This is a genomic window from Mediterraneibacter butyricigenes (assembly GCF_003574295.1).
Taxonomy (GTDB): domain Bacteria; phylum Bacillota; class Clostridia; order Lachnospirales; family Lachnospiraceae; genus Mediterraneibacter_A; species Mediterraneibacter_A butyricigenes.
This window is the reverse complement of record NZ_BHGK01000001.1, coordinates 1845992-1872289: the sequence shown is the minus strand read 5'-3', so window position 1 is coordinate 1872289 and position 26298 is coordinate 1845992. Positions and strand designations below refer to the sequence as shown.

The following is a 26298-nucleotide window of genomic DNA, read 5'->3' as shown; positions in this document are numbered from 1 at the left end:
ATTATTTAAATACGTTAACAATTAATACGCTTAAATTAGTAACACTACATGAAATGAGGAACAACTATAATGAAGTATAACTTTGATGAAATGATTGACCGCAATGGAACCCTCAGCTACAAATGGGACGGACGCAGCATCGATTATCCGGAGAATCCAGACGCGCTTCCTTACTGGATCGCAGACACCGATTTTCCCTGTCCCCGTCCCATCGTAAAAGCAGTACAGGAACGTGCCGCTCATCCGATCTACGGATACTCCAAAGTCTCCGATGATTCCAGAGCACTGATCGCTGCGTGGGAACTGAAGCGCAATCACTGGAAAGCAGATCCTTCCTGGGTTACTTTTACCAATGGTATCGTCCCTGCTCTCAGCGCAATGGTTGCCGCTTTTACAGAGCCAGGAGACGGAGTCATTATCCAGCCACCAGTCTACTATCCTTTTCGGGAGTCTGTCATCAACAACGGCCGCAATCTTGTGAAAAATGATCTGATCTTCGATGGTGAAAAATGGAATATTAATTTTGAAGAGCTGGAAACGCTGGCTGCCAGACCGGAAAATAAACTCCTTTTGTTCTGCCATCCGCTCAACCCGGTATCCCGTGTTTTAACTAAAGAAGAGCTTCGCCGCATCGGAGAGATCTGCGTAAAGCATCATGTGATACTGGCTGTAGATGAGATTCATTCCGATCTGGTGTACAGACACCGCACGTTCCACTCTATTGCTGCCATCAGCAAAGAGATTGAAGCCAACTGTATCGTTGCCGCTTCTCCTTCCAAAACCTTTAACATTGCAGGACTCCAGCTGTCTGCTATCATTATTCCGAACGAGACACTCCGTAAGAAATTTGAAGCAGAAACCACGAAGCGAGTTCTTTATATCACCAATCTGTTTGGTGCCACCGCATTTCAGGCAGCTTATTCAGATCCGGAATGTGAGGAATATCTGGAACAGCTGATCGATTATCTTTGGGACAATTACCTGTTTGTGGACCAGTTTCTGAAAGAACATATGCCAAAGATCAAATGCCAGAAGCCGGATGCTACTTATCTGCTGTGGTTAGATTTCCGTGATCTGAACCTTTCTGCAGAAGAACTTCAGAAATTCTGTCTGATGGAAGGCAACATTGCTCTGGATGTAGGTGCCTGGTTTGGTGGAGACGGAGAGGGATTTATGCGTCTGAATATCGGCTGTTCCCGCCAACTGTTAGAAAAAGGTCTCACCCAGCTGTATGACGCTTACCGAAAACGGGGGTTTTAAGTTATGACGTATTAAAACTATTAGAAAACTATTAGAAAACTATTAGAGATTTTATAAGATTTGATAAAGGAGAGATTGATTATGAATCCATATTTCCCAATGTTATTTAGCCCTTTAAAAGTAAAGAAAACTACTTTTCGCAACCGTATTTTCGCCGGTCCGACCGGATTGAAAGAACTTACCGACAACCGTCATCTAGTGATCAAGAACATAGATTACTTAAGGCGAAGAGCCCAGGGTGGTGCTGCGGTTGTCTGCCTTGGAGATGTTCTGGTCGATGAAACCGCTGATATTTCCTGGAACCCGAAAGTCCGCGCATGGGATAAGGAAAACGAACCCGGCTTTTACAATTTGGCAAGTGCGATCCAGGCACACGGAGCTCACGCTTCCATGGAACTGGTCCATACCGGTATGCATTTTCATGAAGACAACCGTATCAACTACGGTCCCAGTGATATGATCGATGAGTTTGACCAGAAAGACGGTTACGGAATCCGTCGCCACAAGATCACCGCCATGCCTCTGGAGATCATCGAAAAAGTTGCTGACAGTTACGGAAAAGTCGCGCTGCGCGCCAAACACTGTGGATTTGAATCTGTCCTGCTTCATGCCGGCCACGGCTGGCTTCCGGCACAGTTCCTGTCTCCGGTTCTGAACACCCGTACCGATGAATTTGGCGGCAGTCTGGAAAACCGTGCCCGCTTTACCATGATGGTCGTGGACAAAATCCGTGAATACTGCGGCCCTAACTTCATCATCGAAGCACGAATTTCCTGGAAAGAAGGCATGTATGACGGCTATCAACTGGAAGACAGTATTGAGTTCTGTAAAATGTTAGAAGCACACGGAGTGGATATGATCCAGGTCTCCTGTGGCTCTCTTCATTTCCACGACACCACCATTCTTTCTGATCCTTCCTGGTTTGATGTGAACGAAGGGCACAACCTGGCTGCTGCCGTTGAGATTAAAAAAGTGGTGAAGATTCCTGTGGGTACTGTTGGTGCGGTCACTGACCCTGCACTCGTAGAACAGTGGCTGGAAGAAGGAAAAATCGACTACATCGTCATGGCCCGTGCTCTGATCGCCGATCCGGATTTTCCGAAAAAAGCCATGCACGGAAAACTGAAAGACATCCGCCCCTGCCTGCGTTGTCTTGCCTGCATGACCGGTGGTTACTTCAACCTTCCTATACATTGTTCCGTAAATCCGCAGATCGGACGGGACAGTGACTATAAATTCATGCAGTTGCCTACGGAAAAACAGAAAGTCCTGATCGCAGGAGGCGGCCCTGCCGGTATGGAAGCTGCCATCATCGCTTCCCAACGCGGCCATGAAGTCATTCTCTGCGAAAAAGATGACAAATTAGGCGGTCTGCTCAATATCGTAGAAAAAGAATCTTTCAAAGAACGAATTGGAAAATATAAAAACTATCTGATCTACCAACTTGGTAAGAGCGCCGTAGATGTCCGTCTGAACACAGAAGTAACTCCTGAACTGATCGAAACGATCCAGCCGGATGTAGTCTTTGCCGCAGTCGGCGGTCATCCGATCCTGCCACCGATCAAGGGCATTGAAAAAGCCATCCAGATCGTAGATTATTACAGAGATGAACCGGAAATCGGTGAAAACATCCTGGTACTCGGCGGAGGATTCGCCGGTGCAGAATGTGCCATCGGTCTGGCTCTTGCCGGAAAGAAGTCTACCATCGTTGAAATGTCCGATGCACTGGCTTCCGGACCAAATACTCCATACCCGGGAACCGGCGCCATGCAGCTGGATGCTCTTCAGACAAACATCGACAAGAATCATGTCAATGTCATGCTGAACACCAAATGCGTGGAGATTACCGACGACGGCATGATCTGCGAAGACAAAGATGGTAACCGCATCGAATTGAAAGCCGACAAAGTCATTGTCGCAACCGGTATCGCAGCAAATGAAGATACCGTAGAAACATTGCGTGATACAGTCATTGATTTCCATTGTATCGGCGATTGCTATCAGCCGGGACTGATCCGCACTGCAGTCCACCAGGGATACGATGCAGCTTTGTACCTGTAATCCTCATGCATTACATTATGCCTGCTTCTATGTAAAACTCCTAAAGAAATAGATAAAAGGGAGTGTCGCAAAATAACTGCTTTACCAGTTACGGAGCGATGCTCCTTCCTTTTTGCAAAAATATCCTAAATCCCCTATCATATAGCAAATCTACTGGTTTTGAATAGATTGATTTTATTATGGAAATAAGATAAAAAAAAAGGCATCAATAGTGATAGGAAGGAGATATGTAAATGGAGAACTATGCAGAAATGTTTGAAAAACTGATTCCAGGCCTTTTAAATATTTTTCATGATTCTATTAATAGCATTATCCTATATGGCTCTGTTGCGCGAGGAACCCAAACCTCCGACTCAGATATCGATATTGCGGTTATCATAAGTGGATACACTAAAAATATGCACGATGTTATGACAGATTTCATTGTTGACTTAGAATTGGAATACAATAAAGTTCTTTCTGTCCTTCTGATTGATTATGAAAAATTCCATAATCTCGTTAAAGATTATTTGAAAGCGATGAACATCCTATAATTGATTTGCTATATTTTTCTCCTTATGCCTCCCATAAAAACTATAAAAAACAGCCAACTCATTTAAGAACGCTCTGTTCTCGAACAAATTGGCTGTTCATCCTATCTACTTCGTATCTTCTGCATAAAATCTGGTATACGCATCCTGTAATATCTTTAATGTCTTTGGATCTTTTCCTCCGATTGGCGCTCCGTCCAATTCCACTGCCTGAATACACAGACCACCGGAACTGCTGACGATCACTTCGTCTGCATTCTTCAGCTCTTCCATCGTAAACGGTTCCTCTTTTGTTGGAATTCCATTTGCCTGCGCCAGTTCCAACAAGTGTTTTAGTGTGATTCCCGGAAGGATCAGGTTGTCTCGCGGAGGTGTCTGCAAAACTCCGTCTTTTATAATCAGAATATTGCTGTGTGCACACTCTGTCACTCTGTCTCCTCTGTGGAATACAGTCTCCTGACATCCTTCTTCTATACATTTCTGATAAGCCTGCACGCTTGGAATCAGATTCAGCGTCTTCACGTTGCACATCAGGAATCGAATGTCTTCCATGGAAATCAGCTTCATGGTCTTGTCCATCGGATACAGTTCGCAAGGCACTGTAAATGCCATCAGATTTGGCTTGATATCTGCCGGATAGTTGTGGCTTCTCAGTCCGGTTCCCCGGGAAGCCTGCCAGTACAGCATTCCATGATCCAGTTCGTTGGCATCGATACATTTCTGCAACTCTGTTTCCAGCTCTTCTCTGCTCATCGTGAAGTTGATATCCAGCAGTCTGCAACTGTTATAGAACCGGTCAAAATGATCTTTCTTTCCGAAAATATGGTTGTTTGCAAAGGTTGTTGCATCATAACAGCCATCCCCAAAATATACGGCTCGATCCAACATCGGAATCTTCATTTTCTCCAATGCTCCGATCTCTCCATTGTAATAACCTACCTCTTTCATTGCAGTTTCCTTCTTTCTTTTTCTCTTCTCGCTAAAATTAAAGAGTCTTATTTGTCCCCTTTATATGTAATGATCTTGTATCCGCCCACAAACAGTGTCGGGATCAGGAAGAACAGGATAAATCCGTATGACAACAGGCTGTATCCTTTTTCGATCAACGTGATCACGCCCACTCTGGAAAGCAGCAGTGCTGCTGTTAAGGTAACCACCGTCACCAGACCTCTCTGTGCATCCGTCATCTTTGCTTTTCCTTTTTCTTCCCGTGAAATATCAAAACGGTCAATGATAACATGGATTCCGCCGGTTGCTGTCTCTACCAGCGTCCATCCCATTACGATACTGAACAGTACGATCAGCCAGGTTCCGCCGTTGACACCTTTGATCATCTCTACCCACGGAGTTGTCACATCTGCACCTACCACACTTTCATCCCCATAGTAGCACATCATTGCAAAATAAGACAGGAACCACGGGATTGTGGTCAGAAGTCCGGCAATGATTCCGGAAATCAGTGTCTCTTTTCTCTTCGTCTGACGTTTCAGGGAAAACATACTGGTCGGAATGATCAGAATGTTGTAGGCAATGTAAAGAATCCCGGTCCAGATACAAAGTCCTACCGTCACATGTCCATCGTATGCGCTGGTATCCATATTGGCAAAAACCTGCCCAATATTACTTCCACGTTTTGCCAGCACCAGAATGGTAAACAAAATATATCCCAGATACAGAAGTACCGTCCCGATGGTTTCAAACTTCTCAATAATCTTTTCTCCTTTAAAATTCAGGATACCACACACCACAACGACCACAACAGATCCCAGAATATCCGGGAGTCCTGCCTGTGCAAAAATACTTCCTGTAGTTGCGGCCATAACCGAAATCAGAAGGGTCATGATCAGGATATTCAGCACATCCATTATCGGCCACAGAGGTCCGATCACCTGTTTGATGTAATTTTTATAATCATACACTTTATAAATTCGGCAGATTTCATATGCCAGAAATGCAAACAGTGCGAACCCGACACAGATTGTAACACCTGAAATCCATCCCATTGCTCCAAATTTTGCACCGTATGAGAAAATCTCACGTCCGGTTGCATAGCCTCCGCCGATCAGCATAGACTGTACTAATACTCCTGGAAGCACGTATCTTGCGTAGCCTCCTTCAAAAAATTTCTTCATAATCTTTTCTCTCCTTTAGAATTCCATGTCTTATATTATAATAAGTGGAAAGAACATTTGCCAATAACGTTTTTACATCTTATAATTAACTAAAACTTATTACTAAAAAAGACACCAGATATTTTGTCATTTGCTTAATCACTAAAGAAGATCACTGGATATTTTATCGTATGTTTGACAACAAAAGAAGAGGAGAAAGATTATGAACACACAACAGCTGGATTATTTTATCGCCGTTGCACGGGAGAAAAACTTTACAAAAGCCGCAAAACAATGCTTTATTTCTCAGACTGCCATCTCCTTACAGATCAAGGCACTGGAGAAAAATCTGGGAGTTCAGCTTCTGGAGCGTGATAAGCACCACGTGGAGTTAACCCCTGCCGGAAAGATTTACCTGAAAGAAGCAGAAGAAATTATCAGCAAACTGAGTGAAGCCAGACGGCTCGCTAATATTGCTTCCAGCGGGATAGCCGGAACTCTGACTGTAGGATTTATCCGTGGATACGAGCAGAGTAACATTTCTACTGTTCTTCGAAATTTCCATGAAAATAATCCTAATATTGCCATCCATTTTCTCCGCAGCAATATGAGTACCCTTTATGAGCAACTGGAAAATCAGGAATGTGATATCGCCTACAGTCTGCTTCCCTACTACGGGAAAACTCCGGAAGATATGAATACCTTCTTTCTGGAGAAAATGCCCCTGTATCTGACCATTTATCCCGGACATCCACTGGAAAATCGACAGAATTGTGAATATCGGGATCTGTCCGGGGAGGAATTTATTATCATGCAGCCGGAAGGCCGCCCTCAGGAAGAGACCGAAGAGGTGCTGCTCTGCCATGACCGTGGTGGATTTATCCCCAATATTATCCGCTGGGAACGGGAGATCCAGACCATTCTCATGTCTGTCTCCATCGGACTTGGCGTCGCCACCGTCCCTCAGTATGCCGTTCAGTATTACAAGGATGCGCCCAATCTCCGATTCGTTCCCCTCGTAAAATCTGACGGAACTCCAGAGACACTGGACTTTGGAATCTGCTGGAAAAAGGAAATGGATAATCCTCTGATCTCCACATACCTGGACTGGATTGGTGTGGATTTCCGGTGAAATATGGCTTTCTCTCTGCTTCAGTCCCTTTCCTGAAGCCTGCATTTTCAAACAGCATCAGATGTTACGAAACAATATGATGCATCCGCTCTTCTGCTGTTCCCTCATTATCGCTTAAAGTCTTCCGGTTATAAACCTTTTCCGGGATCTCATCCTGAATAATCTCCAGGCAACGAATCAGAATCGGATTAAATGCTCCGCACTCTCCGTCCTTCATCATTCGGATTGCCTGATTCGACGGAATCCCTTTTCCGTAGGTCCGCTCTGAAACCAGTGCATCATAGGCATCTGCCACAGAAACCACCTGTGCGGCGATTGGAATCATATTACCTTCCATTCCATCTGGATAGCCATTCCCATCAAACCGTTCATGATGCCACCTGCAGATCTTGTATGCCACCTTTACCAGCGGCTCATCCTTGTAAATTTCCAGATTTTTCAAAATCTGTGCACCGATCAGGGTATGCTTCTTCATCTCATTATACTCTTCAGCCGTAAGCGGTCCCGGTTTGTTCAGGATCTTCTCTGAAATTCCGATTTTTCCAATATCATGCAGGGACGATGCCAGTACAATCAGATCTCTTTGCATCGGTGAAATCTGATACTGCTCCGTCTGCTGTTCCAGTTGTTCCAACAACATTTGAGTCAGAATATTGATATGTCTGACATGAGGACCACTTTCACCATTTCTGAATTCTACGATCTGGCTTAAGATATCCACCATAATCTTCTGCCCACGTTCTTTTTCCCTCGCCTGATCCGTCAGGATCTTCATCAACCGTCTCTGTTTTGCGTACAGCTTAATGGTATTGAACACACGGTTGTAAACAATCTGTGCATCAAACGGTCTGCTGATATAATCCGCAACACCCATCTCATACGTCTGCCGAATCGTCGGAATGGAAACTTCTGCCGAAATCACGATGACCGGAATTTCTTCGATCATCCGTCTCTCTTTCATTCGTTTCAAGACACCGAATCCATCCATCACCGGCATTACAATATCCAGAAGCACCAACGAGATGTGTCTTCCTTCCCTCTCCAAGATATCCAGACCTTCCCGTCCGTTGGTCGCTTCGATCATATCGAATTCCTCACACAACATTTCATGGAGAATGATCCGGTTCATCTCTGAGTCATCCACGATCAGGACTTTCTGCCGTTGCTTTTTGCTGCCTGCGTTTTCCTTGAATCCTTCCAACGGTTCCACATGTTTCCACTCGGTCGTGATGGTATTTTTCACGCTTTTCGCCTGATACATCATCTGATCCGCCCGTTTCACTACCTCTTCGATCTTCTGTTTCTTTGCCATAGCAGCACCGATGCTGGCGGACAGCTCAAATCCTTCGATCGCCGGAATCTTTGATTCCTGTAATCTCCGCCGGATCTCTTTTAATTTCTTTTCAAAAATCTCCTCTGCAATCCCCGGCATTACCAGAAGGAACTCGTCTCCACCAAACCGAATCAGAGCATCCGTCTTACGGATCACCGACTTGATCACACGAACCACCGTAATCAGAAACAAATCCCCGATTTCATGTCCAAAGGTGTCATTGGCCAGCTTAAAGTCATCCAGATCCATCATGGCGACTCCGGCTTCCAGCTCTTTCTTTCTTAATTTATCCTCATAATATCTGCGGTTGTACGCCCCGGTCAGTGCATCGATATAAAGCGCATCATATAACGCACTGCGCTCTTCACTTTCCTTCTGCCAGGACTCCTTATTTTTCATCTGCTCTGTATCCAGACGACGAATCATTTTGATCAGACAGACTTCCCCATCAATTTCCGCATAACGAAGCGTTAGCTCCAGAATCTTTTCTCCCGCATATTCCAGCCTTGTTGCCTGATCTTTTTTCTCCAGTACCTCCTGAAAAAACGGATCTTTCTTTCCTTGTTCAGCTTTCTCTATCTTTACATCGTCGTATAATGTACGAAAAAGCTGAATCTGCTGCTTTGCCTGCTCTTTCGACATTCTATAATCCAAATTCATTCCTGTTTTTCCCTCAACCTGACTTTACTTACCCCAGTTTCTGAATCGCGCCGATCGTACGATCGTACTGCTCTTGTACCTTTTCCAGTGCTTCTTCATATCCAACCAGTTCCCGACCTCTCAGAATCTCTGTCAGTTCCCGGCTCACTTCGTACAATGTCTGAAATCCAAGATTCATACAGACTCCTTTCAGTGTATGGGCTCCGCGAAATGCAAGTTCTGCATCCTGCGTCTCGATTCCATCTTTAATCATCTGAAAACTTTTATCATCCAGAAACCGACGGGCAAATTTTTCTACAAACGCTTCACTTCCCAGACGTCCGATCACATCCTGATAATTTCCACCCATCTCCTGATAACATTCCTGTATATTCATAATATTTACCATCCTTTCTGACGCTTCCGGAAATGTACCTGACTTACTCTACTTAATTCGCCTTGAAACTATGAGAAACATGCTTTGCGTAAATCAACCGAAAAAGTTAGCGGAACCATTTGTCGTATCCCTCGAAAATGCGAAGAAAGCCATGCACTAGGCATGGCTCTTTTTCCGTTCAGATTTCTTTGTATTTTTACGGCCAAATTCCATTTCTTTCATCTATTATTATAGAAGATTTACAGAACCGCCGCAAGACAAAAATCCCCTCTACCAAGGTGATTTTATGGCTTTTCTATCTATTTTCCTGTTTCATTTATTTTGCTGGCAACAAAATCCGCACTTTCGTTCCTTCTCCGATCTTACTTTGAATTTCAAGGCTTCCTCCCGCGTCCTCTACTCTCCGCCTGGTATTTATGATCCCGATATGAGACTGACCATCCTGTGGCACCTGACCGGGATCAAAACCCACGCCATTATCTTCCACTTCCACGCAGATTCCCTGTGACGTTTCATAACTTCGGATCCATATGGTTCCTCCTCCTTTTTTGTTGCACACACCATGCTTCACCGCATTTTCTACCATAGTCTGCAAACAAAGTGACGGACATGTAAACGCTTTCCTTTCCAGTTCATAGACAACTTCCAGTTTTCTGCCAAATCGAAGCTTTTCGATATAGAGATAATTTTTCACATGATTCAGTTCCTGCTCGAAAGGAATACTGTCTTTCTGGTTCAGAGAATCCAAATTTGCCCGCAGATACTGGATAAAATGTCCCATCGCTTCCTGCGCCAGGGCTGGGTCCATCTGACAAAGAATCTGGATTGTACTCAACGAATTGTACAGGAAATGCGGCTGAATCTGGCTCAGCATTACGGAAACCTGATTTTGCATCACTGCAAGCTCCAGTCGTGCATTCTCTGCATCCTTTTTCATATTTTCCTGTTGCAGCCAGCGCACCTGTTCTGATTTCACAATCCGGTCCGACAGATATTTTAACAACACCCAGAACTGTACCAATGCAAAACAAAACAGTCCCGTCTGAAAGCTGGTGATCCAAAACGCATTGGTCATATGGTAATTCAACAATTCCACTGTAGTAAACACCGACAAGATCAAACCGGAAATCAGCACATATTCCATCCGTTTTTCCCTGTAAGTATAATACTCCCGAACCAGATGATAACTTCCCACTGCAATCAATGCTACCAGAATCGCTACCATATGTCCCGGCACATCATTAAAAGAAATCACATGCATAGCTCTCAGCACAAAATACAGGCTTGCAAGAATCACCCAGCCTCCAAAAAGCCTGTTGGCAACCCGGACATATTTTTCTGTGCGGAAATAGCTTTTCAGATACATCAAAAGAAAAGTACAGACCAGGATCTGCAACGCAAAATCTACGGTATTGACCGCCCATGCATTGTCAAAAAGCAAGGTAATGTAATCATAATCAATAAACGCAAAGGCCCCACCGGATATTAATAAAAATCCACACGCCAGATACCCTCTCATCTCCACTGCCCGAAAATAATAAAGGCCCAACACCACAAACACCAGTGCCACACCCATAATCAGAAAGAAGCCGCACATCAGGATCCGTCCGATGTTTTCACGAAGCTGTTGTTTCAACAGACCAAAACTGGTTCCATAGCACCATTTGGAAAAGAAATTGTCATACGCTCCTGCATAAGCATTATCCGGATCCTGTTCCAGCCGGATCATCACTTCATCGTCCGGTGTAATCTTCACACCCTCGATCCGTTTCCAGTCCACATATTTCTGTCCGGAACTATGGTAGACCAGTGTGCCGTTGACATAAAGATCCAAATTCAACCGGTAAAGCTGCATCATGATCTCTTTTTCCCGCGGAACTTTTTCCCTGATGTACCCTTTTAGCAGCAAACTTTTTGTCGCCGGAATCTGCGTTTTCCCATCCCGGTATTCCATCCATTCTTCCGAATCTGCCACCTGATACTCTCCAGCAAAATGAAGGTGTCTGACCTGATTGATCTGATCCGTTTCCTCCGGCTTTTCCAGCTCAAAATGTGCAAAAAAGATGCACAGAGATAAAAAGAATAGGAAATAAATCTTTTTCATGTTCCATTCCTCCTCTGTGCGCCTTTTTTACGGGCGTCCCAAGAACCAGATAATCTTCCCCTTGATATCATCGGTCTTTAAAAGTCCGAATTCTCTGGAATCTTTGGACACCTCCCTGTTGTCACCCAGCACAAAAACTTCCTTATCTCCCACCGTCAGCGGATAGGTGACCTCTCCATCCTTTCGTTCCGTAGCCCCAATCGCATCTTTGATCTCTACTTTTTCTCCGTTTACATAGACCTCCCCGCCCTGGATATTGACCGTATCACCGGCAACTGCGATCACACGTTTCACATATTCCGTTCCATCCGGCTGCTTCAGTGCCACGATGTCACCCTGACGAAATTCACTGTTCATTCGTTTGTAAACTACCACATTTTTATCGCGAAGTGTAGGATACATGGAATCTCCATCCACCGTCGAAATCCCCATAAACATGTAAAACAGTAAAATAATCACGGCAATCAGTCCCAGAAACTGGATACTGACGATGATTCGCTGTTTCCGCATTTCTCTGGCTTTTTTTCGTTTCAGTTCCGGATCTACGTCTTCCAGAACTTTCTTCTTAATACTTTCTATTTCCACAAAAACACCCTTCTTCCTGTTTCATGTGTGTTCTTTATATTATATCGCTTTTTTCGACTTATCTCAAATAAATCTGCGGATTTTATTCGACATTTTAGAGCAAAAAAAAGAATGCGGAGCGGGTTCCCCCGTCCGCATTCTTTGTATGTCGGTATTTCTGTACCACGTTGCACACTGTGCAACTCTTTGACTTTCTTATCAGCCAGCGCCCTTTAAGCCTCTGTCTGCTTCTTGGATTCGTCTATGGAATCCTGCGCATAAAGCTCAGACAACTGATCTTCCAGATCTTTTTGTTCATCTTTCAGCTTCGTATTCTTCTTCACAAAGAACACAACCACTACGATCAGAACAATCAATGCAAGAAGGTCTAACCAGCAAAAGCCGAATTTTGTATGTTCAAGTAAATATGACATAACCTTTCCTCCTTTTTAAATCTTACGCATCCTGTTCTGTTCCTGTTTCCTCTCGAATTTCCTGGATTTTTTTATCCAGGTCCTTCTCAAATTCTTCTTCCCGGTTTTTCTGATTGCTGCGGTGAACCAAGATCATTACGACCATCGCGATCAGTGCGATCAATGCCGGTATATCCCAGGAATGAATTCCCAGATTATGCACAAATTCGAAATATGCCATATGCTTTCCCTCCTTTTTTCTTTTCCTGTTACGGTGTCTTAACTTTCTTTCTGTTCCTTAGAAGTCGGTAAACCTCTCTTTGCCAGTTCGGTATCCAGTTCTTCTCTTACTTCAAAAAGTTTCTTCTGCCGTTTCTTCATGTTGTGTGTAAAGTATCCATAAAGGATGGTAGTAATCAACATGATCAGGAAATGAAGGATACAGCACTTGTGGTTCTCCAAGTTCTGATTTGCCAACGGCACATCTCCCTCATCCGGATTCAGTACTTCCTGTACGCTTGCCGCAATATTTCTGGCTCCGTTCGCAATGGTCTGTGGTACCTGCTGAATGGTATTGACTACATTCTGGATAACTCCAGGTGTACCGTCCGTTCCATTATTCTGTGGTGCCGGTGTATTCGGAGTCGTTCCCGGTGTTACCGGAGCGGCTGTAATCGTTAAGGTTCCTGGTACATAGGTGATGGAGTAATTGCCCTGAAGTGCATCTCCTGCCGGCGTAATTGCATATCCGCCAACCGCTTCACCTGCTGTACGACTTAAGGTATAAGTGATTTCCTGGTCATCCGGTCTTGTTGTTCCATCTACTGCCACGGTTTCTACTGCGGTCAGTTCCGGATCTTCTGTTCCGGCTACCTTGGTCTTATCCTCAGCGGTCACTACCAGTTCAAATGGAAGAATCTCCACTGTTCCGGTTGCGATCACTTTGCCTGTATAATTTGCATTTGTAACTCTTGCCAGAATCGTAATGACTCCGTCTGTCACGTTCTTATAGGACTTCAGTTCACTCTCCCAGCTTGCACCGTTGTCGTAACTATACTCTACCTGATCTCCATCGGTCAGTCCTGAGACTGTCAGGCTGTGAGACTGTGCATCATAGGTTCCTCTGTAAGAATCCATGGTTACTGCCAGCTCTGCCGGGCGATCACTCTGGTTAATGGTCAGGATGGAATCCTGATAGGAAATATGATAATTGCCCTGTGTCTCCTCTCCGGTTACATGGATCGGATAGGTTCCTGCATCCTCTCCCGCCTCGCGGCTCATGCCGTATGCGATCTCCTGAGCATCCGGTTTGGTTGTTCCTTCTACTGCTTCTCTGATCTCAGCCTCCAGTGCCGGATCTGCTTCTCCGAAGTTCTTGGACTTCGGCAGTGCGCTGACTACCAGTTCAAACGGAGTAATCTCTACGGTTGCCTGTGTCAGTGCTTCACCCTTGTAATTCGGATTGGTCACACGAACCTTAATGGTTGTCTCTGCCATAACGTTGGTGTACTGGTTCAGGGTCTCTGTCCAGGTTTTTCCTCCGTCGTAGCTATATTCTGCCTTATCTCCATCCGTCAGGCCATTGACCTGAATGGTATGGGCTGTTGCATCATAAACACCCTTGTACGGTGTTGCACTGACAGCCAACTCTTCCGGTCTGTCTGCCGGTGTGATCGTAAAGGTTGCCGGTTCATAAGTGACAGAATAGTTCCCTTGTGCTACAGCTCCTTTTGCCTTTATTGGATAGGAGCCGGCATTTTCTCCTTTGGTACGACTTACCTTGTATACCAGATCATATCCATCATCCGGTTTTGTAGTACCAGGTACGGTTGCACGTTCAACCGCAGTCAGCTTCGGATCTTTTTCTCCAAATACCTTACCACTGTTCTGTGCGGTTACGGTCATCTGGAATGGAAGAATCTCAATCGTTGCTGATTGAAGCAGTTCTCCTGTATAGTTCGGGTTGGTAACTTTGACCTCAACCGTAACCGGTTCGGTCACATTCGTACGAGTCGGAAGTTCATCTACCCATTCGCCACCGTCAATTCTGTACTGTACGGTATCATTGTCCAGGATTCCTGCTACGCTGATACTGTGTGCATTTGCATCATAAACGCCTCTGTAATCTGCAACACTGATGGAATTTACATCACGCGATGCGGTTGTGATGGTGAAAGTTCCAGGTACATAAGATACTCTGTAATTACCCTGAATCTCCTCACCGCTTACAAGGATGCTGTCAGTATAAGTTCCGGCATCTTCCTGGTCTCCACGGCTGACTGTACAAGTAATCTTTTGATCATCCGGTCTTACCGTTCCTTCCGGCAGTACTTCTGTTGCCGTCAGTTCCGGATCCAGGAATCCGTAAATCTTGGAAGCGTCATTTGCCTTCATCGTCAGTTCAAACGGACGAATGATTACAGATCCTGTTGCAGTTGCCTCTCCTACATAATTCGGATTGGTAACTCTTACAACAATCTGAGCCGGAGTCTCTGCCACGTTGGTATACTGCTTCAGCGTATCGCTCCAGGTTGCTCCGCCATCATAACTGTACTCCACCTTGTCTCCAGTTGTGGTTCCGGAAACGGTAATGGTATGTGCCTGTGCATCATAAACTTCATTGTAGCTTCCGACTGTCACATTCAAATCTGCCGGACGCTCAATCGGATTGATCACAAAATCTGCCGGTACATAGGTCACTTTGTAGTTGCCCTGTGTTTCTGCCCCTGTCGGAACAATTGCATTTTCATAAGTTCCGGCTGCTTCTTCATGGCTGCAACTTACACTATAAGTAAGGTCAAATCCATCGTTTGGCTTTGTAGTACCGTCTTTTGTCGGTGCCACGCTTGCCGTCCATACCGGATCTGTCTCTCCAAAGTTCTTGGATGCTGCATTTGCGATTACCGTCATCTCGAACGGTGTAATTTCTACCGTTCCTTCCTTCTCGATCACATTGCTGTAATTCGAGTTGGTCACACGAACCTTGATGGTCGTCTCTGCCATAACGTTGGTGTACTGATTCAGTGTTTCGCTCCAGGTTGTTCCGCCATCATAGCTGTATTCGACTTTGTCTCCATCTGCTGTTCCGTTGACTTCGATGCTATGTGATGCTGCATCATAAACACCTTTGTAGTTCTTAACGGTAATATCTTTCTCGTCACGGGTTGCCTGATTGATCGTGAAGGTTCCAGGTACGTAAGTCACTTTGTAGTTGCCCTGGATCTCATCACCCTTTACAAGAATGCTATCCGGATAAGTTCCGGCTGCCTCCTGGTTGCCACGGCTTACCCTATAATCAATGTTCTGATCATCCGGTCTTGTGGTTCCTGCTTTTGTCACCGTCTCTGTCGCTGTCAGGTTCGGATCTTTCTCTCCAAAGTTCTTGGACTTGTCATCTGCTGTCAGCGTAATCTCAAACGGGTGGATCATAACGTATCCAGGTTCTACTACCGCTCCGGTGTAATTCGGGTTGGTGACTTTGACAAGAATCGGAACCGGTGCTTCTGTGACATCCGTATATTTCTCTAGCTTGCTCTCCCAGGTTGCTCCGCCATCATAACTGTACTCAACCGTATCTCCATCGGTCTTTCCATTGACGGTAATGGTATGTGCCTTTGCGTCGTAATCATTCTCATACGGATCTACGGTAATGCTCAGTTCTGCCGGACGATCACTCTGGTTGATCACAAAGGTTGCGGGTACATAGGTCACTTTGTAGTTGCCCTGTGTTTCTTCACCTGTTGGAATGATTACATTTTCGTACGTTCCGGCTGCTTCCTCATGTTCACAGTTGAAACCATATACAATCTCAACTCCGTCATTCGGTTTCACGGTTCCTGCATTCGTTGGTTCTACGCTTGCGGTCCATGTCGGATCATTCTCCCCAAAGTTCTTGGAAGCCGGATTTGCTGTTACCGTCATTTCAAACGGTGTAATCTCTACGGTTCCTTCCTTCTCGATTACATTGCTGTAATTCGGGTTGGTAACTCTGACTTTGATGGTCGTCTTTGCCATCACATCGGTGTACGGATTCAGTGTTTCGCTCCAGGTTTTTCCACCGTCATAGCTGTATTCCACCTTATCTTCCGGTACGGTTCCATTGACTTTGATGCTGTGTGATGCTGCATCATAGACCCCTTTATAGTTCTTCACTGTGATGTCTTTCTCGTCACGTACTGCCTGATCAATCGTGAAAGTTCCAGGTACGTAAGTCACTTTGTAGTTGCCCTGAATCTCATCACCCTTTACAAGGATGCTGTCTGGATAAGTTCCGGCTGCTTCCTGATTGCCACGGCTTACCTTATAGGTGATCTCCTGATCATCCGGTCTTGTGGTTCCTGCATTTGTGATGCTCTCGGTTGCCGTCAGTTTCGGATCTTTTTCGCCAAATGTCTTGGACTTGTCGTCCGCTGTAATGGTAATTTCGAACGGACGGATCGTAATGGTTCCTGATCCGGTCAGTGTATCGCTGTAGTTCGGGTTGGTCACACGAACTTCCACGGCTTTTCCGTCGATCACATCTTTTTCTTTCGGTGGGGTAGTGGTCCACTCGTTTGAACCTGCTACCTTGTATTCGACCTTATCACCTTCTACGGTTCCATTGACTGTGATGCCATGTTTCTGTGCATCATAGATTTCATCATAACTGGTGACTGTGATTTCTCCCGGATGTTTAATCTGGTTGATTACGAAGGTTGCCGGTACATACGTCACTTCATAATCCTTATGCTCGCCCTGTTCCTTATCACCGGTCGGGATGATTGCATTTTCATAAGTTCCGGCTGCTTCTTTGTGTTCACAGTTGATATCATATGCAATGTCAACTCCGTCATTTGGTTTTACAGCACCTGCATTTTTCGGTGCTACGGTTGCAGTCCATTCCGGATCGTCTGCTCCGAAATCCTTGGATGCCGGATTTGCTGTTACCACCATCTCAAACGGGGTAATCTCAACCGTTGCAGATGCAGTCGCCTCTCCCAGATAATTTGGGTTCGTCACACGAACATCAATGGTCTTTGTACCATCAGTCACATGCTTATATTTCTTCAGTTCGGTTGTCCAGGTCTTACCGCCATCATAGCTGTACTCCACCTGATCGCCTGCTGCCAGTCCATTGACGGTAATGGTATGTTTCTCATTGTCATATACACCGGAGTAATCCACTGCGGAAATTGCCTTGTCGTCCGGGCGAACCGTTCTTCTGATCTCAAAGTCACCGTTCTTATACGTCACTTTGTAGTTGCCCTGAAGTTCCTCTCCACTCGGGATCAGAGTCTTTTCATAAGTTCCGGCATCTTCATGCTTCGGATTTCTGACGATCGCATAATCGATCTTCTGATCATCCGGTCTGACCGTTCCTTCCTTTGTTACAGTTTCGGTTGCTTTAAAGATCGGATCCTCTTCTCCATAGTTCTTGAACATATTGTCTGCCGTGATGGTTACTTCAAATGGAGTAATCTCAATCACACCAGTCTTGTTGATCGCATTTTCATAGTTCGGATTGGTCACACGAACCTGTACGGTCGTATTGGATACATTTCTTCTTACCGGTTTTTCTGTACTCCAATTCTTTCCATCTGTACTGTATTCGACTTTATCCCCCTCTACAGTTCCACTGACTGTGATGGTATGATCTGCTGCATCGTAAACATCGTTGTAGTTCCCTACGGTAATATCCTTCTCATCACGGACTGCTTTGGTGATCTTCAGATCCCCTGGTTCGTAAGTCACACTGTAGTTGCCCTGATCTGCATTTCCTGTAGCTTTAATTACACCCGGATAGTCTCCAACATTTTCAGAGTGTGTATTGTCACAACTTACCGTATAGTCGATCTGATCTCCGTCAAATGTACCCGTTACGGTTGCAGTCAAGTTAAGATCTCCGCAAGACTCTCCGTATACTTTCGATACATTGTCTGCTTTGACTACAACCGGTGCCGGTGTGATGGTTACCGTTCCGGTCTTCACAACATCCTTATAATTCGGATTGCTTACTTTGACCCAAACCTGCGCCGGAGTCTCTTTTACATCTTTATACTTCGGTGCATCTTTTGTCCAGGTCTTGCCATCTGTACTGTACTCGACAGTATCATCCTCCTGGAGATCTGTAACAGAAACTGTGTGCTTGTTCGCATCATAAGTTCCATTGTAATCTTTCACATTAAAGTCTCTTGTTGCCGGGCGGTCGCTCTTGTTGATCACCAAAGTTCCCGGTACATAAGTTACAGTATAGTTTCCCTTATTCTGCGTCTTATCACCAGACGGAACAACCACGCCTTCATAAGTTCCGGCTTTTTCAGAATGATCTTTATAAGTTACATCATACTTGATCTCATAACCGTCATCCGGTTTGTTTTCCGGTCCGACAATTGCTTCCGGTGTCGGATCCTTTTCCCCGTAATTCTTGGATGCATTCTTTGCAGTTACAGTAATCTCAAATGGAGTGATCTTTACCACTGCATCTTTCTGAACACTCTTGTAATTCGGATTGGATACTTTTACATAAACCGTATTCTCTGATACGTTTGTAAAGGTAACATCATTGATATCCTCTGTCCAATTCTCACCGTCTGTACTGTATTTTACCGTATCGTCAACAGCAAGTCCTGTTACGGTTACGGTATGTCCCTGCCCGTCATAGACATTCTCATATCCTGTCACATTGAAGTCCATATCATCCGGACGATCTGCTTTCGTGATTTTCAGATCTGCCGGTACGTAGGTTACTTCATAATTGCCCTGAATCGATGCTCCTGTTGGAACAATGACACCTTTGTAAGTTCCCACATCTTCGGAATGGTCTGTACAAGATACCGTGTATTGAATCGAATCTGTTGCATTGACCAAACCGTCAACGGTTGCCTCGAAGGAGTCCGGACAGGCCTGTCCATACTTCTTGGTATAGTTCTTCGCTGTGACGGTAACCTTTGCCGGGGTTACTTCCAGAGTTCCCGGAGCGGTACTGATGTTATATTTGTTGGTTACATCGGTTGTACCACGCATGATCTTGTAACTTGTGATTACATTGTCGCTGCTTCCCACATTTGTCTGACTACCGGAGACTGTTGCTGTCAGTACATCCCCATCTAACAGAATTCCCTGCGTGTAAGTATAACTGTTTTTTGTCAATTCCTTGCCATTGTAAGACCTACTGTCACTATCCGCAGTTATAACGATTTGTTCCGATGGATAGTTTCTTCTATATGTAACAGTTACCGTCACATCAGAATTGACAACTCGTACATTGACTACAGCCTGATCCGGTGTGTAATCTTCGATCGTCGGTGAAGTTACACTAACAACTTCTCCAGTCGGCACGTCTGTTCTTACATAATCATCGGCAGCCTTTGTTCCGTTTTCATATTGATAATGAATCGTCACATTGTGCTTTTCAATTTCCGGAACACTGATGTATCCATCCAAGTGCCACTGGTTTGTTCCGCTTGGTGCTTCACCGGAGTAATCAGATGCACCATCCGCAACCTTCAGACCGTATCCGGAAGCACTGTAATCAAGACTTCCAAGATTCAGTCCCTGTGCCAGTGTCTTGTTCGGTCCATAATATACGATGGATCCCAATGCACCTACAACTGCAGCTTTGTACTGATTGTAATATGTATTCTGGGATTTCTCGGATGCCAGCGGAAGCACACTGCTGTCGATATCAACATATCCGATCGTGTACCAGCCATCCTTATTCTGTTCCCAGGAGCTGGTATCAAATCCTGCTTCCATCTTTACGTAGACATAAACTCTGGTCTTTCCAGTTGTAGCTGCGTTAGGATTGGTTACGGTTATATTGAAAGTCTCCGTATCCTCCCACCATCCGTAATAGGAATATTTCCAATATGTATGTCTTACAGTAGTACTTCCTACTTTCAAGCCATTCACTAAAACCTTCGAGTTATCATATGCATAAGTGGTCAGACTTGCTACACTCGAATCACCAATTGTCCAATCTCCATGTGATACATTATTCTGATTCGAACTCAGTGTAATACTTTCGCCTACATTCACTTCGTATGAATTATTCGTTGCTGCTCTTCCATCCATCGCGAAAAGAGTAATCGGACTCATGGACTGATTTGCAAACTGAAGAAGCGGATTGTCTGTTGCCGGTTTCTCAGAAGCGTTTGCTTCCTCGGATGTCTTGTCCTCTGCTTTTGCTTCGGTATCCGTTGTCTCTTCAGAAGCTTCTTTCTGATCATCTGCCTGAGCGACATCTTCCTGTGCCTGATCTTTTGCTGCATCATCCTTTGCGACATCTTCTGTATTTTCTGTTGGCGCTGCGTCCGGAGTTGCTTCCTTATATAATATAGAAAGAACCCGTTCGGATGTGATACCATTTACGGAATATGTATACACAGAACCGGATACGCTTTCTGGCTGAATCTGTGTTCCGTTCTGGTCTGTCACCTTCTCTACGGTGTAACCATCTTTTGCAGTGATCTGGAAGTGAAGATTCTCTCCTTCGTTGATCGTTCTGGTGTACAGATTATCTGCTCCAAATACTACATCGGATTTATTTCCGTCATCTCCCCAGATTTGGATCTCTCCACCATCTATGGCAGGTTTCTGGAGCTTTACGTCCACCGTCTGTGCAGCCACTGTTTCCTGCTGTGTTTCCGCAGGGGTCTCAACCGTTGCGGTCTGATTCTGTGTTTCCGCAGGGGTCTCAACCGTCGCGGTCTGATCCTGGGTATCCGGGACCTCCTGTACGGTCACCTCTGCCCCCGACTCATCCTGAGCCGGCACATCAGCAACTGACTGACTTTCCTCCTCATTTTGTGCAGAAACATCTTCTCCGGATGTATTCTGAGATTCTGTTTCGCCTGCGCTTAATTGGGTGCTTAACTGGTAGATTCCGTTAGAGCCCAGCAATGCTACTGCCAGAATCAACGCCAGCCATCGTTTCGCCTTCTTCATGCGCCTTTCCTCCCTTTCTTAAATCATGTTCTATCGACATTTTCGAAAACATTTTGATTAGTCTATATAAATAAAGACGGGAGTTTTTGACAAAACGGCTCACTTTTGGACCATTTTTTTAATATTTTTTGGCTTTTTGTAATTTTGTGTTATACTGGTAATAAATATAGGGCAAAAAGCACCTTCAATTGCGTATTTTACAAGGAGTGACAGGTTATGAAAAAGTTTAATGTATTTAAAGTCATTCAGTTGGCTTTATTGATTTTGATGACAGTGTTCAGTGTAGCACTTCTGATGCAACCCGCTGTCAAGCAGTTTGTCTTTGCTTCTACTCCAGCCACAATTCTTTTCTTTGTAGTCTGGATTATATTATTAGCAAGTTTTATATTTCTTTTGATAGATTTTTCATTGATTGCATCTATCAAGTTAAACTATCACAATCTTTACGGTGTGGCTTATTCGGATCCTTTATCCGGAATCCCGAACCGTTTCAGTTGTGATACCATCATCGAAAAGTATCACGGACAGCCGCTTCCCGAAAATGTCGGCTGTGTTATGATTGATTTTTCCAATCTTCCGAAGATCAATCAGCTTTATGATCACGCCACAGGCAATCAGGTTCTGAAAGATTTTTCAGAGATCCTGTCAATCGCTGCGGTTTCTGTCTGTTTTGTGGGACGTAACGGAGGAAATAAATTTCTGGCAATCTTCGAAGACTGCAGCCCGGACAAGCTCCAGATCTTCTTGGACCGGATTCAGGATCGTGTCACTCAGTACAACCAGGCACCCGGTGCGATTGCGATCGAATACCGAACCGGTATCGCGCGCAACGCTGAGGAGCATCTGGAATATATCACCAAACTGATTTCGACTGCCAATGCCCGCATTTCCGACTCGTCCGTTCCTGCCAATTCTGCTGATACTTCCGTAGAAAGGGGTTAAGTCCATGGAACTCGATTACGAATACCTGGCTCAACTTGTACGCAAAACGCAAAAAGGTGACAGCGACGCATTTGCCGAGCTGTATACTGCCACTTATCAGAAGCAATATCGCTTTGCATACCAGTATGTAAAAGATCCATATCTTGCGCAGGATATTTTGCAGGATGTGTATATTCTGGTACTGAAAAATATCCGAACTTTGAAAAATCCCAGACTGTTCGTCTCCTGGCTTCACCAGATCACTTTCCGAATCTGTTTCGACACATTTAAACGCAAGCAGATTCAGGAAGCAGAGCTGTCCCAGGACAACGGCAGTAACCTTTCTCCGATGGAATCCACATCTGACAACGGTGCCAACGATCCGGAAAAGCATGTCCTGAAACAGGATACCCAGATCCAGATCATGAATGCGATCCAGACTCTGCCGCCACATCTGGCACAGCCACTCATCATGCGGTATTACAACAACATGTCCATCGATGATATCTCCGATGCCATGGATCTGAGCCGCAGCACCATCAAACGTCGAATCCAACAGGCACGTAAGATGCTGGAATCATCACTTAGCTCAGAGAAAGGAGGGATTCACTTTGAGTAAAGAAATGAGTATGGAAAACAGAACTCCGCTTGGCTTTGGCTCTGCTGAGACCGCCCCCAAAGAGATTCCTCCTTTGGATGCGCAGACGGCCAACCAACTTTTGAATAACGTTTTTACTTCCTGTGATATGAAGCCCAGCGTCATTCCTGTCGAGGTACTGGAATCCTGGGGAAATTATAAAAAACCGGTTTTCAATTTCGGACGATTTATCGCTTATATTGGCGTAGTTCTTCTGGTTCTTCTTCCGTTGATGTTCCTTCATCCGACGGTCATTGCCGAGCGAACCAATGTAAAGTCCGCTGCCAACGCGATCTATAAGATCAGGGTACAGACTTTACTCCCGATCGAAAGCGTCAGCGCAGAGTTGGATGGACATCCGGTTCTGATCACCAAATCCGGACCGAAGCAATATTCCGCCGAGATTACCGACAACGGTACTATGACCATTACGGTACACTCCTTCAACGGACAGACTGCTTCCAAGACCTACAAGGTTTCTCACCTGGATACAGAAAAACCGGAATTTATCCGCTCCTATTCCGAAAACGGAATCGTCTATCTGGAAGTACGGGATACCTATTCCGGCATCGACTATGACAACATTTCCGGACTCACACCGGTTTCTTACGACGAAGAAAAGGGACTGATCGCATTTACCATTCCGGAGGCGCCTACCCAGATTACCATTCCTGACCGGGCAGGCAACGAACTGTTATTGCTCCTTTCCCCGGTAACAAATTAACGCAAGATTGATCTTTCGTCTGCAATCCAACTATGCGAAGGGGGCTAAAGTTTTGCCTGGAAATATCCCGGGCATAAAAGGAGATTATTACATGAAACATATGGCTAGAACGGCTATGATTGTCGGACTTCTCGTCCTCTGCTTCGGACTGTTTGTCGGTTGCGGAGACAAGAAAAGTCAGGCAGATCACTCAGGGCCTCCCCGGGATTCTTCCCCGAAAGTTCTGACTCCATCAGCCGATGGAAGTGTCATCTATCAAAACGATACCGCATCCATCGACGCCTCCCATACCGATCAGGGATATGTGATGGTCAGTTACAGTGGTTCCTGTGAAAAAGTAAAATTGCAGATCACCGGTCCCGATCAGAATTGTTATACTTATCTGATCACGGACCGGGCTTCTTATGTTGCCTTTCCTCTGACCGCCGGAAACGGCAGCTATTCTGTTCAGGTCCTGGAAAATGTAGGCGGAGACTCTTACGTCATTTCTCTGGAGCAGGCCATTGACGTCTCTCTGGAAAATGAATTTCTCCCCTTCCTGTACCCGAATCAGTATGTCAGCTTTACCGCGGATTCCAAAGCTGTGGCCAAGGGTTCCAAACTGGCAGAAGACACCTGGACCGATCTGGAAGTGGTGCAAAATATTTACGACTATGTAATCAAAAACATTTCTTATGATACAGATAAAGCATCCAATGTTTCCTATGGATATTTGCCAAATGTAGATGAAACTCTGGAAAGCGGTACCGGCATCTGCTTTGACTATGCCGCACTTATGACTGCCATGCTTCGCTCCCAGAATATCCCGACCAAACTGGAAGTCGGCTATTCCGGGGAAGCCTACCACGCCTGGATCAGCACTTATGTAGATGATAAAGGCTGGATTGATAATATCATTGAATTTGACGGAAACTCCTGGCAACTCTTAGATCCGACGCTGGCTGCCAGCAACGACAAAGAAACCGTCAAAGAGTATGTAGGCGACGGAAGCAACTATATTGTAAAATATACCTATTAACTATCTGGGCTTATCCGGGTTATATATGTTTTGAAAGGAGACACATTCATGACGTCAGAGAAACATCTTCCCCCTCTTTCCAATGCGGAGACTTCTGCCTTCTGTTCACAGATGGCGATGATTCTTCGTTCGGGGATTTCTTCCATCGAAGGAATTTCAATTCTTCTGGAAGATTCCACCGATTCCGGGGAAACAGAATTATTACAGCAGATCAACCAGACCCTTTTAGAAACCGGACGACTGGATCAGGCTTTGGATGCCACCGGCGCTTTTCCGTCCTACATGGTACAGATGACCCGTCTCGGTGAAGAATCGGGGCAATTGGACAATGTCATGAATTCTCTTGCTCTATACTACGAAAAAGAAGCCTCATTAAATCAGGCAATCAAAAACGCAGTGACTTATCCGTTTCTCATGATCCTTATGATGATTCTGGTGATTCTGGTTCTCTTAACCAAGGTCATGCCGGTCTTTCAACAGGTCTTCCGGCAACTGGGAACGGAAATGTCCGGTCTTTCTCTGGCTGTCCTGAATCTGGGCATGTTCCTGAACCGTCACACTGCCGTCTGCATTGCAGTTCTTCTGCTTCTTGCTTTCGGTTTCCTGGCATTATTTAAAACCAAAGGAGGTCACAACATTTTACGCAGCATTTCCCGTTCTTTTCCGGGAATGCGCACACTTTATCAGTGCATGGCTGCCAGACGTTTTGCCAGTGGTATGGCACTGACTTTAAGCAGCGGACTGACTCCACTGGAATGTCTCCGGTTAAGCCAGGGACTGATCGAAGACCCGGATTTCAGTGCACAGTTACAGCAATGTGAAAGCGCAGTTGATGAAGGAGAAAACCTCTGTGACACTCTGCTGAACCACCACATTTTCTCCGGTCTTTACGCAAAAATGGCTTCCATAGCCTCCCGCACCGGAGTCCTGGATGAAGTCATGGAAAAGATTGCGGTCCAGTATGAAGAAGACATCGATACCCGGCTTTCTCAGTTTCTTGGAGCCATTGAACCGACGTTGGTGATCATCCTGTCCGTGATCGTGGGAATCATCCTGTTATCGGTTATGCTTCCTCTGATCAGCATTATGGCCGGGCTGTAAAATCCAGAAACCACTTTGTGTGTCAGAAACGAAAAAATTTCTTTAAAAACATATTTCACAAAAAACGAAAGGATTGGATATATGTCTCAGCGATTTATTTCCAATAAAAGAACTTCATATAGAAGAAACTTTGTTCTTTCCTGTCTTTTCTTTTTCCTGATCCTCTCTGTCTTTTTCCTGGGGACTTCTTCTCTTCAGAAAAGAGTAGATAAGGAAGGAATTTCCACTCTGCAGGATGCAGTAACCCGGAGTATCACCCGTTGTTATGCAGAGGAAGGTTCCTATCCGGAAACACTGGATTATCTGAAAGAACATTATGGCCTGACTTACGATGAATCCAGATATTATGTCGATTATCAACCGCTCGGATCCAATATTATGCCGGATATCACCATCATTCAGAAACAGCAGAAAGGGGGCCATTGATC

The 26298-nt window shown here is 45.1% G+C and carries 19 protein-coding genes; 10 read left to right on the top strand and 9 right to left on the bottom strand.

What is annotated here, in order from left to right; translation table 11 throughout:
- Window positions 1-69: 69 nt before the first annotated feature.
- From KGMB01110_RS09225 to KGMB01110_RS09215, 3 genes are all read left to right on the top strand, one after another.
- Complete coding sequence (locus KGMB01110_RS09225) at window positions 70-1260, top strand: MalY/PatB family protein (RefSeq protein WP_119298099.1); 1191 nt, start codon at window positions 70-72, stop codon at window positions 1258-1260.
- 81 nt (window positions 1261-1341) lie between these two features.
- Window positions 1342-3321 (top strand): oxidoreductase, encoded by a 1980-nt coding sequence (locus KGMB01110_RS09220; protein WP_119298098.1) that lies wholly within the window; start codon window positions 1342-1344, stop codon window positions 3319-3321.
- A 233-nt stretch (window positions 3322-3554) separates the two neighbouring features.
- The gene (locus tag KGMB01110_RS09215) at window positions 3555-3854 is read left to right on the top strand and encodes a nucleotidyltransferase family protein (protein ID WP_117604012.1); all 300 of its coding nucleotides are present in this window, start codon (window positions 3555-3557) and stop codon (window positions 3852-3854) included.
- A gap of 105 nt (window positions 3855-3959) precedes the next feature.
- Here the strand turns inward: KGMB01110_RS09215 and KGMB01110_RS09210 are convergent, their stop codons facing one another.
- Complete coding sequence (locus KGMB01110_RS09210) at window positions 3960-4799, bottom strand: aminotransferase class IV (RefSeq protein WP_119298097.1); 840 nt, start codon at window positions 4797-4799, stop codon at window positions 3960-3962.
- Between the two features lie 47 nt (window positions 4800-4846).
- Window positions 4847-5983: a YkvI family membrane protein gene (locus KGMB01110_RS09205; RefSeq protein WP_119298096.1), complete on the bottom strand. Its 1137-nt coding sequence runs from the start codon at window positions 5981-5983 to the stop codon at window positions 4847-4849.
- Window positions 5984-6185: 202 nt separating this feature from the next.
- Between KGMB01110_RS09205 and KGMB01110_RS09200 the strand changes: the two genes are divergently transcribed.
- Window positions 6186-7094 (top strand): LysR family transcriptional regulator, encoded by a 909-nt coding sequence (locus KGMB01110_RS09200; protein ID WP_119298095.1) that lies wholly within the window; start codon window positions 6186-6188, stop codon window positions 7092-7094.
- Between the two features lie 64 nt (window positions 7095-7158).
- Here the strand turns inward: KGMB01110_RS09200 and KGMB01110_RS09195 are convergent, their stop codons facing one another.
- The 7 genes from KGMB01110_RS09195 to KGMB01110_RS09165 all read right to left on the bottom strand — a co-directional run bounded on the left by KGMB01110_RS09195 (window position 7159) and on the right by KGMB01110_RS09165 (window position 21469).
- On the bottom strand, window positions 7159-9087 hold the full coding sequence (locus KGMB01110_RS09195) for a diguanylate cyclase (protein WP_119298094.1): 1929 nt from the start codon (window positions 9085-9087) through the stop codon (window positions 7159-7161).
- Between the two features lie 28 nt (window positions 9088-9115).
- Window positions 9116-9463, bottom strand: a complete 348-nt coding sequence (locus tag KGMB01110_RS09190; protein WP_119298093.1) for an Hpt domain-containing protein — start codon at window positions 9461-9463, stop codon at window positions 9116-9118.
- A gap of 316 nt (window positions 9464-9779) precedes the next feature.
- A complete protein-coding gene (locus KGMB01110_RS09185) occupies window positions 9780-11567 on the bottom strand; it encodes a sensor histidine kinase (RefSeq protein ID WP_119298092.1) in 1788 nt (595 codons plus the stop codon).
- Between the two features lie 27 nt (window positions 11568-11594).
- Entirely contained in the window at window positions 11595-12152 is a 558-nt protein-coding gene (gene lepB, locus KGMB01110_RS09180; protein WP_117888662.1) for a signal peptidase I, read from the bottom strand.
- A gap of 212 nt (window positions 12153-12364) precedes the next feature.
- Window positions 12365-12565: a hypothetical protein gene (locus KGMB01110_RS09175; RefSeq protein WP_117888663.1), complete on the bottom strand. Its 201-nt coding sequence runs from the start codon at window positions 12563-12565 to the stop codon at window positions 12365-12367.
- A gap of 22 nt (window positions 12566-12587) precedes the next feature.
- Window positions 12588-12785, bottom strand: coding sequence for a hypothetical protein (locus KGMB01110_RS09170; protein ID WP_119298091.1), 198 nt, complete (start codon window positions 12783-12785; stop codon window positions 12588-12590).
- Window positions 12786-12823: 38 nt separating this feature from the next.
- Window positions 12824-21469, bottom strand: coding sequence for an MBG domain-containing protein (locus KGMB01110_RS09165; RefSeq protein WP_119298090.1), 8646 nt, complete (start codon window positions 21467-21469; stop codon window positions 12824-12826).
- Window positions 21470-21685: 216 nt separating this feature from the next.
- Here KGMB01110_RS09165 and KGMB01110_RS09160 point away from each other — a divergent pair, with 216 nt between their 5' ends.
- From KGMB01110_RS09160 to KGMB01110_RS09135, 6 genes are all read left to right on the top strand, one after another.
- On the top strand, window positions 21686-22411 hold the full coding sequence (locus KGMB01110_RS09160; RefSeq protein ID WP_117604024.1) for a GGDEF domain-containing protein: 726 nt from the start codon (window positions 21686-21688) through the stop codon (window positions 22409-22411).
- A gap of 4 nt (window positions 22412-22415) precedes the next feature.
- Window positions 22416-23009: an RNA polymerase sigma factor gene (locus KGMB01110_RS09155; protein WP_119298089.1), complete on the top strand. Its 594-nt coding sequence runs from the start codon at window positions 22416-22418 to the stop codon at window positions 23007-23009.
- Window positions 23002-23751: a hypothetical protein gene (locus KGMB01110_RS09150; RefSeq protein WP_119298088.1), complete on the top strand. Its 750-nt coding sequence runs from the start codon at window positions 23002-23004 to the stop codon at window positions 23749-23751. Before KGMB01110_RS09155 ends, KGMB01110_RS09150 begins: the two co-directional genes overlap by 8 nt.
- Before the next feature lie 91 nt (window positions 23752-23842).
- On the top strand, window positions 23843-24769 hold the full coding sequence (locus KGMB01110_RS09145) for a transglutaminase-like domain-containing protein (RefSeq protein ID WP_117888668.1): 927 nt from the start codon (window positions 23843-23845) through the stop codon (window positions 24767-24769).
- A 48-nt stretch (window positions 24770-24817) separates the two neighbouring features.
- The gene (locus tag KGMB01110_RS09140) at window positions 24818-25870 is read left to right on the top strand and encodes a type II secretion system F family protein (RefSeq protein ID WP_119298087.1); all 1053 of its coding nucleotides are present in this window, start codon (window positions 24818-24820) and stop codon (window positions 25868-25870) included.
- 81 nt (window positions 25871-25951) lie between these two features.
- Window positions 25952-26296, top strand: coding sequence for a hypothetical protein (locus tag KGMB01110_RS09135; protein WP_119298086.1), 345 nt, complete (start codon window positions 25952-25954; stop codon window positions 26294-26296).
- Window positions 26297-26298 lie beyond the last annotated feature (2 nt).

Coding starts and splice junctions, on each gene's coding strand:
- KGMB01110_RS09225 (WP_119298099.1), top strand. CDS start 70: ATGAAGTATAACTTTGATGAAATGATTGACCGCAATGGAACCCTCAGC.
- KGMB01110_RS09220 (WP_119298098.1), top strand. CDS start 1,342: ATGAATCCATATTTCCCAATGTTATTTAGCCCTTTAAAAGTAAAGAAA.
- KGMB01110_RS09215 (WP_117604012.1), top strand. CDS start 3,555: ATGGAGAACTATGCAGAAATGTTTGAAAAACTGATTCCAGGCCTTTTA.
- KGMB01110_RS09210 (WP_119298097.1), bottom strand. CDS start 4,799: ATGAAAGAGGTAGGTTATTACAATGGAGAGATCGGAGCATTGGAGAAA.
- KGMB01110_RS09205 (WP_119298096.1), bottom strand. CDS start 5,983: ATGAAGAAATTTTTTGAAGGAGGCTACGCAAGATACGTGCTTCCAGGA.
- KGMB01110_RS09200 (WP_119298095.1), top strand. CDS start 6,186: ATGAACACACAACAGCTGGATTATTTTATCGCCGTTGCACGGGAGAAA.
- KGMB01110_RS09195 (WP_119298094.1), bottom strand. CDS start 9,087: ATGAATTTGGATTATAGAATGTCGAAAGAGCAGGCAAAGCAGCAGATT.
- KGMB01110_RS09190 (WP_119298093.1), bottom strand. CDS start 9,463: ATGAATATACAGGAATGTTATCAGGAGATGGGTGGAAATTATCAGGAT.
- KGMB01110_RS09185 (WP_119298092.1), bottom strand. CDS start 11,567: ATGAAAAAGATTTATTTCCTATTCTTTTTATCTCTGTGCATCTTTTTT.
- KGMB01110_RS09175 (WP_117888663.1), bottom strand. CDS start 12,565: ATGTCATATTTACTTGAACATACAAAATTCGGCTTTTGCTGGTTAGAC.
- KGMB01110_RS09170 (WP_119298091.1), bottom strand. CDS start 12,785: ATGGCATATTTCGAATTTGTGCATAATCTGGGAATTCATTCCTGGGAT.
- KGMB01110_RS09165 (WP_119298090.1), bottom strand. CDS start 21,469: ATGAAGAAGGCGAAACGATGGCTGGCGTTGATTCTGGCAGTAGCATTG.
- KGMB01110_RS09160 (WP_117604024.1), top strand. CDS start 21,686: ATGAAAAAGTTTAATGTATTTAAAGTCATTCAGTTGGCTTTATTGATT.
- KGMB01110_RS09155 (WP_119298089.1), top strand. CDS start 22,416: ATGGAACTCGATTACGAATACCTGGCTCAACTTGTACGCAAAACGCAA.
- KGMB01110_RS09145 (WP_117888668.1), top strand. CDS start 23,843: ATGAAACATATGGCTAGAACGGCTATGATTGTCGGACTTCTCGTCCTC.
- KGMB01110_RS09140 (WP_119298087.1), top strand. CDS start 24,818: ATGACGTCAGAGAAACATCTTCCCCCTCTTTCCAATGCGGAGACTTCT.
- KGMB01110_RS09135 (WP_119298086.1), top strand. CDS start 25,952: ATGTCTCAGCGATTTATTTCCAATAAAAGAACTTCATATAGAAGAAAC.